The organism is Desulfovibrio sp. (genome assembly GCA_016208105.1).
GTDB lineage: Bacteria > Desulfobacterota > Desulfovibrionia > Desulfovibrionales > Desulfovibrionaceae > Fundidesulfovibrio.
In genome coordinates, this window is record JACQYS010000009.1 from 163847 (window position 1) to 179289 (window position 15443).

Consider the following 15443-nt stretch of genomic DNA (forward strand, 5'->3'; position numbering starts at 1 on the left):
CCTACCAGGAGCACACGCATGGCCGATTCCGAACGCTACCACCGCATGTACCCCGTGAGCTGGGACCAGCTTCACCGCGACTGCAAGGCCCTTTCCTGGCGCCTCATGTCCCTTGGTCCCTGGAAAGGCATTTACGCCATCACCAAGGGAGGGCTCATCCCGGCGGCCATCGTTGCCCGCGAATTGGACGTGCGCATCATCGACACCATCTGCGTGGCCAGCTACGACTGGCAGAGCCAGGGAGACAAGGTGGACGTTCTCAAGGGCGTAACAGGCGACGGAGAGGGATGGCTTCTGATCGACGATCTGGTGGATACGGGCAGGACGGCCAAGGCCGTTCGCGAGATGCTGCCCAAGGCCCACTTCGCCACGGTGTACGCCAAACCCGAGGGAAGGCCCTTGGTGGACACCTTCATCACAGAGGTCAGCCAGGACACGTGGATACTGTTCCCCTGGGACTCCGAGCCCCAGTTCATCCAGCCCATCGCCAAGGCTACTAAGGCGTAAAAGCCTCCGGCGGCCAAAGGGGCAGTGCCCCTTTGGAATCCCATTTAGCGAAGGGCCTTTCGCCGGTTTACCGGCGAAAGGCCCTTCGCGCTAATGCGGGTCCAGGGGGATCATCCCCCTGGCGGGTGCAGGGCAGAGCCCTGCCGGGGTCCGGGTCGAAGCCCCGGCAGAAACTCATCTTTTCGTCGTCAACTCTCGGCCCTGTCGCGTGGCAGCAGGGCATTGAGCAGCACACCGGCCACGCCTGCCAGGCCGATGCCTTCAAGGTGCACACCCCAGAACGAAAAGCTCATCTTGCCCATGCCCAGCACCACGATAAGGGCCACGATAACCATGTTGCGGGGCTTCATCAGGTCCTGGCCGTCCTGCACCAGGGAATTAAGCCCCACCACCATGATGGCCCCGAACAGAAGCAGCATGATGCCGCCCATGACCGGAGCCGGGATGGTGTGCAAGAGCGCCCCCAGCTTGCCGATGAAGGCCAGGCCCACGGCGGTGATGGCGGCCCAGGTCATGAGCGCCGGGTTGTAGATCTTGATGAGCGACACGGCGCCCGTGACCTCGGCGTAGGTGGTCAGCGGAGGCCCGCCCAGGAAACCGGCCAGGGTGGTGGCCACGCCGTCTCCCATGAGGGAGCGGTGCACGCCCGGATTGTCGATGTAGTTCTTGCCGGTGACCGACCCGATGGCCAGGATGGAGCCGATGTGCTCGATGATGGGCGCGATGGCCACGGGCATGATGATGAGGATGGCCTCGGCGCTGAACGTCGGGGCTACGAAGTCCGGCAGCTTGAACCAGGGGGCCTTGGCCACAGGGGCGAAGTCCACGATGCCAAGAGCCAGGCTGGTGGCGTACCCGGCCGCGATGCCGCAGATGATGGGGATGAGCTTCAAAAGCCCCTTGCCCTTGATGGCCACCAGCACGGTGACGGCGAGCGAGACCATGGAGATCAGCATGGCCTGGTTCTCGGGGTAGAGCACCACGGCCCCGTCCCCGGTCTTGCCCATGGCCATGTACACGCCCACCGGGGCCAGGATAAGACCGATGACCATGATCACCGGGCCGGTGACTATGTGGGGCAGAAAGCGCAGCAGAAAGGCGGTGCCCTTGGCTTTGATGATGAGCGCGAAGAGCACGTACATCACGCCCACGGAGGCCAGGCCGCCCAGTGTGGCCGCCATGCCGTAGCGCTGCATGCAGAGCATGATGGGGGCTATGAAGGAAAACGAAGAGCCCAGGAAGATGGGAATCTGGAACTTGGTGAGCACCTGGTAGATGAGCGTGCCTATGCCCGCGCAAAAGAGCGCCACATTGGGGTCAAGCCCGGTCAGAAGCGGCACCAGCACCAGCGCGCCGAAGGCCACGAAGAGCATCTGGGCGCCCACGGGAAAATCGCGCACCCTGAGTTGGTAGTCCGTGGGAAGAGCCTGCGCCATTGAAAACTCCTTTATTTCGTTCCGAAGATTTTATCGCCCGCGTCGCCAAGGCCGGGCAGGATGTACCCCACGTCGTTCAAGCGCTCGTCGATGGAGGCCACGTAGATCTGCACGTCAGGGTGGGCCGCCTCCAGCTTGGCCAGGCCCTCGGGCGCGGCCACCAGGAAGAGTCCCTTGATCTTCTTGCACCCGGCCTCCTTCAAGAGGTCGATGGTGGCGATGAGTGTGCCGCCCGTAGCCAGCATGGGGTCTAGAATGATGGCTGTGCGCTTGTGAATCTCCTTGGCCAGCTTCACGAAGTAGCGAACAGGGGCCAGGGTTTCCTCGTTGCGGTACATGCCCACAACGCTCACCTTGGCGCCGGGGATCATGTCCAGAACGCCGTCCATCATGCCAAGTCCCGCGCGCAGGATGGGCACCACGGTGACCTTCTTTCCCTTTATCTGTTCCACTTCGACGTCGCCGGCCCAGCCCTTGATGGTTTTCTTTTCGGTCTTCAAGTCCTTGGTGGCTTCATAGGTGAGCAGCATGGACACTTCGTTGGCCAGGTCGCGGAAGTTCTTGGTGCTCACACCGTCCTCGCGCAAAATGCCCAGCTTGTGCCTTACCAGCGGATGATCGACCACGGTTACCGGCATGATCCGCTCCTTGGTTCATAATGTTTCAGTTTCGGCAAAACCTTCGGTTTGTTGCAGATGGGACCGGCAGGGGTCAAGGCCGGAGTTGACAAGTTTCAAAAAAGGACTACATACCGCCCTGGCGCTCAGGCGCCCCCGGCATGCCTGCCTGCGAGGCGTGGGCCAGCTGCAAGCCCCGCCCGTCCCAATCAGACTGTTCTGCCGCACCAACTTGTTCCCCGAGTGAGCCTTCTTGACCGTGTATGCAGCTTTGCGCGGCACGCCTGCTCATCGCTTTGCAACACGAACCCAAGGATCTCCTTTGTCATTCGACGCTTTTGATTTACACGCTTCCATTACCGCCAACATCAAGGCCCTGGGCTACGAAGCCCCCACCCCCATCCAGCGCGAAGCCATTCCGCATGTGGCCAGCGGCCGCGACGTCATGGGCCTGGCCCAGACCGGCACCGGCAAGACCGCGGCCTTTTTGCTGCCAATAATCGACAGGTTCTTAAAGAACCCCAAGCCGCTCAGGGGCTCGTGCCGCGCCCTGGTCATCGCGCCCACCCGCGAACTGGCCGAACAGATCCACGAGAGCGCCCGCGAGTACACCAAGGGCCTTCGCTTCCGCACCGTTACCGTGTACGGCGGCGTGGGCATGGGACCTCAAACCAACAATCTGCGCCGCGGCGCTGACATCGTGGTGGCCTGCCCGGGACGTCTGCTCGACCATGTGAACCAGGGCAACGCCAACCTCTCCTTTGTTGAAGCCCTGGTGCTGGACGAAGCCGACCACATGTTCGACATGGGCTTTTTGCCAGACATCAAGAGGATTCTGGAGAGGCTTCCGAACGAGCGCCAGACCCTGCTCTTCTCCGCCACCATGCCCGATTCCATCAAGGGCCTGGCCAACGAGACCCTGAAGGACCCGGCCCTGGTGCGCATCGGCCGCTCCGGCCCGGTCCAGACCATCGAGCAGTGCCTGTACCCGGTGCCCCAGCACTTGAAGACCAAGCTTTTGCTGAACATCCTGGGCGACGCCAACGAAGGTTCCGTGCTGGTGTTCACCCGCACCAAACACCGCGCCAAGCGCCTGGCCGAGCAGCTTGGGCGTTCCGGCCACCAGTCCGCCTGCCTGCAGGGCAATCTGTCACAGGCCCAGCGCCAGAAGGCCATGGAAGGCTTCCGCTCCGGCCGCTACCGGGTGATGGTGGCCACGGACATCGCGGCCAGGGGCATCGACGTGTCCCGCGTGGCCCACGTGGTGAACTACGACCTTCCCGACACCCCTGAGACTTACACCCACCGGGTCGGCCGCACCGGCCGCGCCGAGCGCGAAGGCCAGGCCCACTCCCTGGTGACCAGCGAGGACGTGTCCATGGTCAGGGCCATTGAGCGTCTGTTGGGCAAGTCCATCGAACGCCGCAAGATCGAAGGGTTCGACTACGCCTGCGCCGCGCCCGAGCGCGACTCCGAATTCCACCGCCCGCCGCTCAGCCAGAACCGCTACGGCCAGCCCCGTAACGGCCGCAACTCCTCCGAGCCCCAGCCCAGGTCCGGCAGGTACGCTTCCGGCAGCCAGGAGCGCGTCTCCGCTTACGGCGACCAGCCCAGATCTGGCCGCTACGCTTCCGACAGCCAGGAACGCGGCTCCTCTTACGGCGACCAGCCCCAGGCCAGGAATTCCAGGCAGGGCGTTTACGGCAACGCCGGCCGCTACGGAGCCGAGGGTTCAGGCAACGCTCCCAGGCAGTACGCTTACTCCGCCGAACCAGGCCGCGCCCGCCGCGACCAGGACGGCAACCGCGCCGCGACGGACAACCGCGATGGCGACCACTCCCGCAACAGGCAGCCCCGCGCCGCCAAGAGCTCCGGCGGCTTCTACGGCCGGGCTCCGGAGTCCGCTAATGGCAGCCGCAGTGGCGGCCAGGAAAGGACCTCGGGCAACTACGGCCAGTCCAGACCTCGCTCCCGCCAGGGTGGTGACCGCCAGGGCAATGGCAGCGATCAAGCCGCCTAGCGCCCAATAAAGCATCCAAAAAACAGGAAAGGGAGCCGTACGGCTCCCTTTTTTTGTGCTGTGCCCCCTGCATATCCCGGAAAAACCTGCTCTGCGCCGGGTTCGTCCGCATGGCAGTGCCAACTGTTTTGTCCCGACGGGATGAAACGGGCGGGAAAAACCGTTTTCATGTTTTTTGCTTACATTTTCTCTCCCAAAAGTTCCTGGCCAGCCCCTTCGCGCACAACCCACTTGCGCTCCGAAAGCGCCTGCTTGGCCCTGGCGCTCACCGTCCCGGTGACCCACAATTCCACTGCCGCTGGCTTGAATTTGTCCACCGCAACCTCGATTCCCCCGGAGAGTTTGCCCAAGGCCTTGGTCCAGCACAGGTTGTCCAACGGGAAACAGAGCACCAGCTTGCCCTCGTTGGTCAACGCCCCGACCAGGGTGCCCAGCTTCACGAAGCCCCGGATGGCGTTCACCTTGCGATGAAACCCCGCATACATCAGGGCCATGCGCTGCCTGAAAAAGGCCTGATCCTGGTTCTCCGTGCGCGCGGCAAGGCGCACGAACGTATCCCGCCCTCCAGCCCGCCCCAGGTCCGACAGGGCCTTCACCAGAAGCGATTGCTGGGTGGGGGTGAACTCGTCATTGTCCATGAAGAACCGTGAGGATTCTTCCGGTATGCCCATGGCTTCAAGGGTCTTGCGATTGTGTATACGCAGATCCTGAGGCGGCTGGGCCAGATCGATCTGCCCCAGCCAGTTCACGCCGCTCACTGAGGATACCGCAATGCCCACTCCGCCGGGTATCAGGGCCTTGAGCCCCATGGTGGTGAGCCCTCCGGCGTAACCGGGCGCAGCCACGGCGCGCAGCTTCTCCTGGAGGCGCTCATTGGTGGAATAAGGGTCCACACCGAAGGCCACGGCGTACTCGCGCCGGGTGGACGCGAAACCGGTGAGCTTGGCCCCGGTGGAATCCTCGTACTTGCTGGCCTTGGATCCGGATATGCTCTCGCCCGCCCGGCTGAACAGCTTGCCCACGCCGGACGCAGCACCCTCGAGGGTGTCCACCGGTGCCGTCACCAGGTTCTTGACCCCTTCCACCATGCTCACGCCGCCTTCCCAGACACCCTTGCCGTACTCTTTGGCGCCGTTGGCCTTGTCCATGGCGTGCATGGCCGCGAATTCGTCCACTCGTGTGGCCAGAAGCGCAGTGGATACGATTCTGTAACTGCCATAGCGGGAACGAACCGTGTAGATGTTCATGTAGCCGTCGTTCTCGACAACCTCTTCCACGCGATGGTGCGGCCCTGAGAGCAGGGCTTTGGGAAGGATGCGGGAGGCAGAAAGATTGTAGGGAATCTCAAAGGAATCCGCAGGCTGGCCCTGAGCATGGATGTCATGACTCCAGACCAAGACCAAGAGGAGAAAACTGGAGGCGGCGAGCCATTTCATGCGGGTCCCCGGGATTGTTCGCATTTCTAGGGATAGGCGATGGACACCGCGAGAGTCAATTCTTGGGATCCCCCTTTTTCACAGGGGGATACGTTTGAACCTCGAGCTCTCCGGCAAGGGCCAGCAGCGCGCCCCTGGCCATGGCCTGCATCTCCTCCACTCCAGTGACCACCACCACGGGCCCCAAATAGGCCACCAGACGGGTGAGCTCATGGGTGAGCCGGGTGCTGCGGGCCATGCCGCCGGTCACCACCACGGCCTCCACCCGGCCCTCCAGGGCCGGAGCCATCGATGCCACGGCCTTGGCGATGTTGTAGACCATGGCCTCGAAGACCAGCCTGGCCTTTTCGTCGCCCGCATTGATGCGGGCCTCCACCAGGCGCAGGTCGCTGGTTCCCAGATGGGCCAGCAGCCCCCCTCCCGTGGTTATGGCCGCCTCGAGCTGCCCGATGGAATACTGTCCACTCTCGAGAAGGCGCAGCACAGGTAAAAGAGGCAAGGCGCCGGAGCGTTCCGGGCTGAACGGACCCTCTCCGTCCATGGCGTTGGTCACGTCCACCACCCTGCCCTTCAGGTGTGCGCCAACGGAAATCCCACCACCCAGATGGGCCACGATGAACCGGCCGTGCCCGTAGTCGATCCCCAGACGCGAAGCAGCCTCACGCGCGGCCCCGCGCTGGCCCAGGGCATGAAAGATGGTGCGTCTGGAAATATTCGGGAATCCGGTCAGCCGGGCGACGTCCATGAGTTCGTCCGTAGCCACCGGGTCCACCACCAGGGCCGGACACTGATGTTTGTCGGCGAACTTTCTGGCCAGGAAGGCCCCCAGGTTGCTGGCGTGTTCGCCGTGCGGGGCCTGGCGCAACTCGTCGAGCATGGCCTCGCTCACGGCGAAGACTCCTCCAGGCACGGGCGCTAGAAACCCACCGCGCCCAACCACGGCATCTAAGTGGCCAAGATCGCCCAGTCCGGCCCGCAGGCCGGAGGTCCTGTACTGGAGCTGGTCCATCACCCGTTCGAATCTGATCATCTCATCGCGGGTGTGCTCCAACTCAACGGTACGAACCGCCACGTCGCCCTCGAAAAGCACGGCCTTGGTGGAGGTGGACCCCGGGTTTATCGTCAGTATGCGTTTCTTCATGGTGTAAGCGTGTTAGTTAAGCAAAGCGCCTGCCGGGTCAATACGTTTCAAACGTAGAGGCCCAGGATCCGGGGCAGTCCCACATGACGAGACATACCACACCAACGACAGACGACTCACCAAACATGGGCAGAATAGCGGAGTTTGACCAAGATAATACACGGCCACAAAAAAGCGCGCCGAGCGAGGGGATGTGTCCCCTGCCCGGCGCGCACGCCTCGGTATCGCCCCGTGCGCCTAGCCTTTCCGGTAACTCTCGATCAGCCGGTCCGTCTCGCTCACAAAAGCCCGTTGTCCTGCCCAGAAGTCCTGAGACTTGAGGGCATCGAGTTCCGCCACAGTCTTACCCTGTTGTTCGACCCATGTGAAGTATTTGAGGTTGTGCCAGCGAAGTCTGGCCTCGCGCGTGCCTTCCTGAATCCAGTCCTCTTTCTGGCCGTGGAAGATGCTTGTCAGCCTGTGCCCGGCTTCGGCTGAGTCCATCGCCCCTTTTTCCTGGGTGAGGTTTTTCAGCACCGAGTGGTATCTGGCGATGTTGTCCGTGCACACGGTGACCACCACGTCGTCCTTGCTAAAGCCATAGTGCTTGGCTGTCTTGATGGCCCCCAGGATGTTGCACACGCCTGAAATTCCAGTAATGGACGCCAGCTTGTCTGCCTGCCCGGGGGTGAGACCAGCAGCCTCCAGGACCTTGCGTCCTGCCTCCTCGACCAGGAGCTGTAAGCCGAGCTTGCACTCCAAGTCGTCCACACAGATCATGGCGTCCATGTTCATGACATTGTGGATCCAGGTGACGTGCTTGTCGCCGATACCCTGGATGTCGTGCCCGCCATGGCCGTTGATAAAAAGCGTGGGGCACTGGATGGGTTCGAGACCAACGATCTTGTGATCCGGCCAGCGTTCCTTGAGGGCGTCGCCTGCGCCGATGGTACCCGCCGAGCCCATGGCCGAGACAAAGGCCGAAGCCTTGCCTCTGCCAACTCCCTTGGCGGCCAACTCCTCCATGAGGGCAATGATCGTGGGACCGGTGACGCACGAATGGAAGCGATAGTTACCGAACCGCTCGAACTGGTTCATGATCCGTATTTTGTCCGGATCACCACCCGAGAGTTCGTGGCACTTGTCGTAGATTTCCTTGACGTTGGACTCGCAGCCCGGAGTGGCGATGATGCGCGAACCATAGGAACGGATCATCTCGAAACGCTCGGCGCTCATCTCCTCAGGGAGAACCACCACGGAGTCGAAGCCCATGCGTCCGCCAACCCATGCGCCGCCGATGCCGTAGTTGCCGGTGGAGGGCCACACCACTGTGTGTTCTCCGGCCTTCACCGCGCCACGAACCAGCTGTTCGATGAGCACCGAATAGGTGGCCCCCACCTTGTGGCTGCCGGTGGGGAAATCCTTTCCGTAGATGACCACAATCTCCGCGTCCACGCCGGTCAGGGCCTTGGGCAGCACCATGTGGCTCACCTGCCCGGCAGCGTCGCGCCAAGTGATGTTGAAGAGGTTCACGGGATCAAGCGGAGCGTCCGTCCTGGCGGCCAGGGCTTTGCGGCGGATATCCGGGCCGATCTTCGAAGGATCGAGCATCTCGGCGAAGGTGGGGCCTGCGATTCTGGGCATGTATTGGTTCCTCGCTGGTTTAGCGGTTTATTCCGGTAAAGAAGAGGCCAACCCGGGCGGAGTCCTCCACGGCTCGGGCTTGCTTGAGAGCCAGAAGCCCGGCCAGGCCGGCCGACCCTGTGGGGGAGACGCTGACGGGCGTATGCTTAAGCGCCAGCTCGTGAGCCCTGGCGATCAGGGATTCGGAGGCGATCACGGCCCGGCCGCCGGTGCGAAGCATGGCCCGGGCCAGAAAGTACCAGTCGTAGGTCTCATCGTCCAAGATGCCGTGGGCCAGGCTGTGCGGGGCCGGGCCGGGCCAGGCGCGCATGAAGCGGAGCGGTTCGTCAGCCGCCAGATCGAAGACGTTGCGAACCGGTTCGGAAGCGTAGTTCAGCCGGGCGTGCTCGACGGCTTGCGCAATAAGCCCATCGCGCTCCGACAGAAAAGCTTTCACCCCGTCCAAGCCTTCAGGCAACGGGAAATCCATCCCGGCGACTTTCGAAGTTTCGGCCAACAGAGCGAGCCAGGCCCGCACGAAGGGGAATGCGCCTTCGGTCTGGCAGGCATGAATCCTGGGCAGGTTTTCGAGAATTCCGAGAGAGTGAAGGGTTTCGAAGGCCTGGGCCACCGACCTGGCCAAGGCCCCACCGCCGATCTGGAGTACCAGGTGCCCAGGCTCTCCAGCCAGGGCCCGCCATTGCAGCGCAGCTTCATACCCCAGACTGCGCCCGCCCTCGATGTTGGACCAGTTGTCGCGCCCGGAGCAGCAAAAGGGCACGGCTCCGTCGCGCACCGCCTCGCGAAAGGCAAGATAGCACGGGTCTCCGCCCCCTGTGGACAGGCGCGGCACCACGACCACATCGGCCCCGCGCTCGCGCAGAAGCTCCGCCACTTCCGGGCTCACGTCCTCGGGAACGAAGGTTTTCAAGCCATAGCCCGCGGCCCGGGCCACGCAGGCAGCAGCCAGGGCCGCGTTGCCGCAGCTGGAAATAGCCAGGGGACGTTTGGGCCTACCGCCCCGCAGGGCTTCCAGATAGAGCATGGTCCCGGCCAGATGGCGCACCTTGTGGGAACCGCCGGGCTGGCCCGTCTCGTCCTTGACGGCCAGAACGCCTCCGTGTCCGATAGCCTTCCCCAATTCCGGGACCGGCAGCAAAGGCGTTACGGCCAGGGACCGGCTTTCCAGGCGTGACAGGCCTTCCTGAAGATCGGAGCGCAACCCGGCGAACCGGGGTCCGGCAACGCTTGACGCCGCGCCAAGGCAGGCGAAAGCCGCCAGAGGGTCCTGGCCGTGCCTGGACCAGGATGTGAGGAGTTCGTCAGCAAGCCTGGAGCTGGCTTCAATGTGTACATCGAGAATATGTTCCCGCCCATCCCCATATCCGGGGCAGGCGAAAAGGCCCTGTTCGAGTCCGTAGTGTTTCCGGCATGCCGGACAATAGGCATGCATGAGGTTCATTCCGGGGGATGGATGAAGAATGTGGCTCTCATGGTTATCATTATTCCATGTTCTTACCTTTCAAGCAATTTTGTACTTCCCATCCAAGAAAGCTTGGCCCGCCCCCAGCACGTAAATCTTAAATAATTACCGAATGTTAATGACTTTCATCGAAAACAGCACGCCTCGGTCCGTCCTATGCGAACCCCATGGATGTTTTCATGGATCACTCATGAGCGATGAGAGCATGGGGCGGTCCCGGACAAAGGTCCTTGGCATCTGCCCGGCCCCGCAGTATCCAAAACAAAGGATTACTAAGTGCTAGCAGGAGACAGGGCGATGAGTACCGTTCTTATCCACCCCGCCGATTACCAGGACTGTCAGCAGGCTGTGGAAAGGGCTTTCGAGCTTTTCCCCCAGAACATCGCAGGCAGGAAGGTGCTTATTAAGCCCAACGTGCTTCGGCCCTCCCGGCCGGAAGAGGCCATCACCACCCATCCGGCGGTGCTGGAAGCGGTTGTCCGCAGTGTGGAGGCCCGCAACCCGTCATCGATAGTTGTGGGCGACAACCCCGGGCTCATGGCTTACGGGGCCAACGAACAGAGTTTCGAGCGCTGCGGCCTCACGGCTGCTTGCCGCGGGCACTACCGCAACATCGGCATCGAGGCCGAGGAAGTCCCCTTCGATATGGCCTATGGCGGAAGCCTCTCTGTGTCCAAGGACGTACTGGACGCGGACGTGGTCATCTCCGTGCCCAAATTCAAGACCCACGGTTTGACCGGCATCACCGGGGCGATAAAGAACAGCTACGGGATTCTTCCTGGCGCCCAGAAAGCCCAGTTGCACCGCCTTTCCGGAAACCAGGCCCGCTTCCACGAACTCATCGTGGAGGTCTTCAGGCTTCGGGTTCCTGACCTGTTCATCATGGACGCCGTGCTCGGCATGCAGGGCAATGGCCCGGCCTCCACCGAGCTTCGCTGGATCGGACGGATACTCGCCTCGGACAACGCCGTGGCCATGGATGCCGTGATGGCCAGGATGATGGGGGCCGACCCTGAGCATCTGGGATTTTTGAAAAGGGCCAAGGAGTTGGGGCTTGGCGATTATGAAGCGGACTCCATCACGCTGGAAGGCGAACTCATACCCATCGCGGATTTCAAGGTTCCGCCGCTTGGTGAGGACGCCCTCTCCCATCTGTGCCATATCCAACGGCTCCTGGACGATCGCGCGGCCAGCAGGCCCGAAGCCGATCCGGCCCGGTGCACCGGCTGCGGCACATGCGTGGAGCAATGCCCGGCCCAGGCCCTGACCCAAGAAGGAGGGATTCCCGTGGTGGACGTCCAGGCCTGTATCGCCTGCTTCTGCTGCCAGGAGATGTGCCCGGAAAAGGCCATCACCCTCAAAAAACCACCCTGCGGATCCGGACAAGGCGCCTGAGTTCCGATCAGGACTGGGGCTGGCAAATCCTGTGCTTCACGTCCAGGCCTTTGACAATGAAGATCACGCTTTCGGCGATGTTGAAGCACCGTTCGCAGATGCGCTTGAAGCTGTAGGACATGAACGAGAGCTGCAGTGCGCGTTCCACCGTGCGCTCCTTTTTGATCATGGCTTCTGTGAGGTCCCTGAAAGCCACCACGTGCCGGGTGGAGGCCAGCTCGAACGCTTCGCGGACCTCCATGGCCTGTTCAAAGGAGTTGTCCGCGAAGGACCGAGCGGCCTTGTCGAGCAGTTCCAGGGATGTCTCCCCCATGCTCCACACCGAGGGGATGTCGTCGAACTCGGGGCGCTCCATGAGAATCAGGTTGCGGTCCACCACGTTCACCGCCTCGTCGCCCATGCGCTCCAGGTTGGAGGCGATGCGCATGCAGCCTATGATAAGGCGCAAGTCCCGTGCTACCGGCTGTTTGAGAGCGAGCAGCCGAAGTCCGAGAGCCTCGTTCTGGCATTCCAGGAGGTCGATGTCCTCGTCTCCATCCATCACTTCCTGGGAAAGGATCCTGTCGCGCTGCCTGACCGCGCGCAAGGATTTGTCCACTGTCTCGCGAACCATATAGAACATGCGCAGCGTGTCGATGCGCAGCCGGTCCAGCTCATGATCGAATTCGGTAACCATGTCCCACCCCTTGGAAATAACTGCCCTGCGGGAGCTTCGCTCCCTCATCCAGGTGGAAGAATTCCTGGCATCCTGTCAACCACATCGAACCATCAATCGCGTACTTGCTGGAAAAAAACATGAAATTCGGACTCGCAGCCGTGGTGCTAGCCGCCGGGTTCTCCAGACGTATGGGGGTGGACAAGTTGAGCCTTGCCTGGCGGGGCAGGACGGTCCTCGACTGGGTCCTGAACGCCGCGTGCGCCCTGGACCACGTGGTGCTGGTGGGTGGTCCGGACAATTTAAGATACAGGCGTTCGAGCAAAGGCCAGGACTCGCCGTGCGCCATCGTCAGGGTTGAGAGCCCACTTGCCGGGAGCGGCCAGGCAGAGTCGCTGAAGTCCGGCCTGGCCGCGCTGCCGGAGGGAGTCCCCGGAGCAATGGTCCTGTTGGGAGACATGCCTTTGGTCACGCCTGAGCTTGTCGTGAGGTTGGCCGAAGGTTTCCGGGCGGGCCGTTTTCTCGTGCCATTATGCCAAGGGCGCAGAGGAAACCCGGTGACCATCCCGGCCGAGTGGTTCCCGAAGGTCATGAACCTTGCGGGCGACATCGGGGCCAGGCCGTTTCTGGAATCGCCCGGTGCCCCGGTGGATTTTCTGGAAACCAACGACCAGGCAGTCCTTAAGGACATCGATACGCCGGACGACTATTCCCGGCTCAAAAACCAGCCCTGATGGGCCGAGCCGGACACTGTCTCCCAAACAGGCTCCTGGGCACCCTTTTTACCTGGTGCCTGCTCGGGGCGATCACTCGCGACGAATTCATAGGCGTCGGCCTTGTTGTAAAAGGCCACTCTTCTGGCCTTGGCAGGGGTGTTCTTGAAGAGTCCTTCCGGATGAGCCGCGAGAGCCTTCAGGGAATCCGGGCCGATCTCCTCAGACGGGGCAAGCCCAGTCACATTGAGGAAGTGCTCAAGCCTGAAGACCATCTCCTCCTCAGCCGGACTTCCCAGAGCGTCCAGACCCATCACTCCGACAACCAGGTCGGCCGAGGACGGAACCACGGGTTCATGCCCGGCAGGAGCCTTGACCGGCCGGCCGGCCGCACCGTCGGCTTCCACCAGCACGAACTGAGCCGCGAACCGTTCACGCAAGTGTGGAATCTCGTCCGGGTGCACGCCCAGAAGCTTGCCGCTTTCCGGGTCGATGCATTTGCCCACGGTGAGGTGCTTGTAGAAGGGAATCGTGTTCACGCTCTCCAAGAGGAGGAGGTTGCGCGCGGGGGGATGCATCTTCGTGGTGGTGGTTACGAGCACCTTGTGCCCCCAGCCGGACAGCTGCCTGGCAAGGGTGTAGATGAGGCTCGTCTTGCCGCCCGCTCCCACGAACGCCACCACCCGTTCGTGCTCCTTGAGGAATTCCCGCAGGGGTCTCATTCTCCGGCCCTCATCCGGGTCACTCCTACCACGCCCAAGCACGGAGCAACTCCGGCGAAGAGAGCAATGGCGAGGTCTTCTTCGAGACAACCGGAGCGAAGATGCGCCAAAAAGGAGAAAACGATCATCCTCTATGAGCCCAGGAGGTGAACCGGCGCTCCAGCATGGCGAAGAATTCATACATGCCCACGCCCATGGCCGCGATGACCATGAGCCCGGCGAACACCAGTGGAACGTTGAACTTGGAACTGGCCGACATCATGAGGTAGCCGATGCCGGAATTCGAGGCCACGGTTTCGGATATGACCGAGCCCACAAAGGCCAGCGTCACCGCTATCTTAAGAGAGGCGAAGAAGAAGGGGAGCGAGCGGGGAATGCCCACCTTGAGGAGCACGTCCATTCTGGTGGCCCCGAGCACGCGCAGCACGTCCTCGAGTTCCGGCTCCAGGGTGGCCAGGCCCGTGGCCACGTTCACCACCACAGGGAAAAACGAGATGAGAAACGCCGTGAGGATGGCCGGAACCGTGCCTATGCCGAACCAGATGACCAGGATGGGCACCAGGGCAACCTTGGGCACGGAGTTGAAGCCCACCAGCACGGGGTAGAAAGCGCGGTACACAATTTTCGAGGAGCCAACGGCCACACCCAGGAACATGCCGAAGCCAACGGCCAGGGCGAACCCCACGGAGGTGGTGTACAGGGTCTGCAGGGCGTGTTCGGCTATCGGGCCCTTGTAGGTCCACCCTTCGGCCAGAGACTGGCTTGGAGCAGGCAGAATGTAGTTTGGTATGCCAAAAAGCCTGACGACAAGTTCCCATAAGGCGAACAGCCCCAGGGTCACCAGCCAGGGGGAGAGGCTCTCCAGGCGCTTGCGGCTCAGCGGCATGGGACGCACTCCCTGCTGCCGGGTGCACAGCGTACGGCCTCGATCTGGTCGCGAAGCTCATGGACTATGTCCACAAACGATTTGTCATAGCAGCCGGCAAGGCTTCTCGGGCGGGGAATGTCCACATGCCTGGTGTGCACGATGCGCCCCGGGCGGCTGCTCATAACGTGCACCGTGTCGGCCAGAAACACCGATTCCCGAAGATCGTGGGTCACCAACACCACTGTAAAAGGCTTTGCCTCCCAGAGGTCGCGCAGCACGCACCAGAGCTCCTCGCGGGTAAAGGCGTCCAGGGCACCGAAGGGCTCGTCCAGCATGAGGAGCCTGGGCTCGTGGATAAGCGCCCGGCACAGGCTGGCGCGCTGCTGCATGCCCCCGGAGAGCTGCCAGGGGTACTTGTCCTCCTGGCCCTCAAGGCCCACGGTGCGCAAAAGCTCGCGGGCCCGCTCCTCGTACAGCGCCCGCTCGCCACGCAATCGGGACCGGTGGGGCTCCACGATTTCCAGGGGGAGCATGATGTTCTCAATCAGGCGCCGCCAGGGAAGAAGCGTGGGGTTCTGGAAGGCCATGCCCACGAAAGGCAGCGGTCCGGAAACCGGTTGACCTCCAACTTCCACGATACCTTTGGTTGCAGGGCTCAAACCGGTAACCAGCTTGAGCAGGGTGGACTTGCCGCACCCCGAAGGGCCGACAACGGCCACGAACTCGCCTTCGCCAATGGCCAGGTCGAGCCCCTGCACGGCCAGGGAAGCGGCATCCCCGTCATAAGCGAGGTCCACGCCACTTAGCCGGACGAACCGCTCATTCATTCAGAGGTCCTCACGGATGAT

At 62.4% G+C, this 15443-nt stretch carries 14 protein-coding genes; 4 read left to right on the forward strand and 10 right to left on the reverse strand.

What is annotated here, in order from left to right; genetic code table 11:
- The first annotated feature begins 18 nt into the window (after positions 1-18).
- Positions 19-507 (forward strand): xanthine phosphoribosyltransferase, encoded by a 489-nt coding sequence (gpt, locus tag HY795_04905; GenBank protein ID MBI4804555.1) that lies wholly within the window; start codon positions 19-21, stop codon positions 505-507.
- 188 nt (positions 508-695) lie between these two features.
- On the opposite strand, the gene HY795_04910 is transcribed toward gpt, so the two are convergent.
- Together HY795_04910 and upp are read right to left on the reverse strand one after the other, a co-directional pair.
- The gene (locus tag HY795_04910) at positions 696-1943 is read right to left on the reverse strand and encodes a uracil-xanthine permease (GenBank protein ID MBI4804556.1); all 1248 of its coding nucleotides are present in this window, start codon (positions 1941-1943) and stop codon (positions 696-698) included.
- A gap of 11 nt (positions 1944-1954) precedes the next feature.
- Positions 1955-2581: a uracil phosphoribosyltransferase gene (gene upp, locus HY795_04915; GenBank protein ID MBI4804557.1), complete on the reverse strand. Its 627-nt coding sequence runs from the start codon at positions 2579-2581 to the stop codon at positions 1955-1957.
- Between the two features lie 301 nt (positions 2582-2882).
- Here upp and HY795_04920 point away from each other — a divergent pair, with 301 nt between their 5' ends.
- Positions 2883-4580 carry a DEAD/DEAH box helicase gene (locus HY795_04920; protein MBI4804558.1) on the forward strand — a complete coding sequence of 566 codons (1698 nt, stop codon included), beginning with the start codon at positions 2883-2885 and terminating at the stop codon, positions 4578-4580.
- A gap of 179 nt (positions 4581-4759) precedes the next feature.
- On the opposite strand, the gene HY795_04925 is transcribed toward HY795_04920, so the two are convergent.
- The 4 genes from HY795_04925 to HY795_04940 form a co-directional block, all read right to left on the reverse strand.
- Positions 4760-6016 (reverse strand): hypothetical protein, encoded by a 1257-nt coding sequence (locus tag HY795_04925; GenBank protein ID MBI4804559.1) that lies wholly within the window; start codon positions 6014-6016, stop codon positions 4760-4762.
- Positions 6017-6071: 55 nt separating this feature from the next.
- Positions 6072-7157 (reverse strand): butyrate kinase, encoded by a 1086-nt coding sequence (buk, locus tag HY795_04930; GenBank protein MBI4804560.1) that lies wholly within the window; start codon positions 7155-7157, stop codon positions 6072-6074.
- Positions 7158-7394: 237 nt separating this feature from the next.
- Positions 7395-8780: a pyridoxal-phosphate dependent enzyme gene (locus HY795_04935; GenBank protein ID MBI4804561.1), complete on the reverse strand. Its 1386-nt coding sequence runs from the start codon at positions 8778-8780 to the stop codon at positions 7395-7397.
- 19 nt (positions 8781-8799) lie between these two features.
- Positions 8800-10212 carry a pyridoxal-phosphate dependent enzyme gene (locus tag HY795_04940; GenBank protein ID MBI4804562.1) on the reverse strand — a complete coding sequence of 471 codons (1413 nt, stop codon included), beginning with the start codon at positions 10210-10212 and terminating at the stop codon, positions 8800-8802.
- Positions 10213-10539: 327 nt separating this feature from the next.
- On the opposite strand from HY795_04940, the gene HY795_04945 reads away from it, so the two are divergent.
- Complete coding sequence (locus HY795_04945) at positions 10540-11637, forward strand: DUF362 domain-containing protein (protein ID MBI4804563.1); 1098 nt, start codon at positions 10540-10542, stop codon at positions 11635-11637.
- Between the two features lie 7 nt (positions 11638-11644).
- On the opposite strand, the gene phoU is transcribed toward HY795_04945, so the two are convergent.
- Positions 11645-12313: a phosphate signaling complex protein PhoU gene (gene phoU / locus HY795_04950; GenBank protein ID MBI4804564.1), complete on the reverse strand. Its 669-nt coding sequence runs from the start codon at positions 12311-12313 to the stop codon at positions 11645-11647.
- Between the two features lie 119 nt (positions 12314-12432).
- Between phoU and HY795_04955 the strand changes: the two genes are divergently transcribed.
- Positions 12433-13026: a nucleotidyltransferase family protein gene (locus HY795_04955; protein MBI4804565.1), complete on the forward strand. Its 594-nt coding sequence runs from the start codon at positions 12433-12435 to the stop codon at positions 13024-13026.
- Here HY795_04955 and yqeC read toward each other — a convergent pair.
- From yqeC to HY795_04970, 3 genes are all read right to left on the reverse strand, one after another.
- Positions 12999-13727 (reverse strand): putative selenium-dependent hydroxylase accessory protein YqeC, encoded by a 729-nt coding sequence (gene yqeC, locus HY795_04960; GenBank protein ID MBI4804566.1) that lies wholly within the window; start codon positions 13725-13727, stop codon positions 12999-13001. The two genes, HY795_04955 and yqeC, sit on opposite strands and share 28 nt — an antisense overlap.
- A 124-nt stretch (positions 13728-13851) precedes the next feature.
- Complete coding sequence (locus tag HY795_04965) at positions 13852-14613, reverse strand: ABC transporter permease (GenBank protein ID MBI4804567.1); 762 nt, start codon at positions 14611-14613, stop codon at positions 13852-13854.
- The gene (locus HY795_04970) at positions 14604-15422 is read right to left on the reverse strand and encodes an ABC transporter ATP-binding protein (protein MBI4804568.1); all 819 of its coding nucleotides are present in this window, start codon (positions 15420-15422) and stop codon (positions 14604-14606) included. The genes HY795_04965 and HY795_04970 overlap by 10 nt, the downstream gene beginning before the upstream one ends.
- Between the last annotated feature and the right edge of the window lie 21 nt (positions 15423-15443).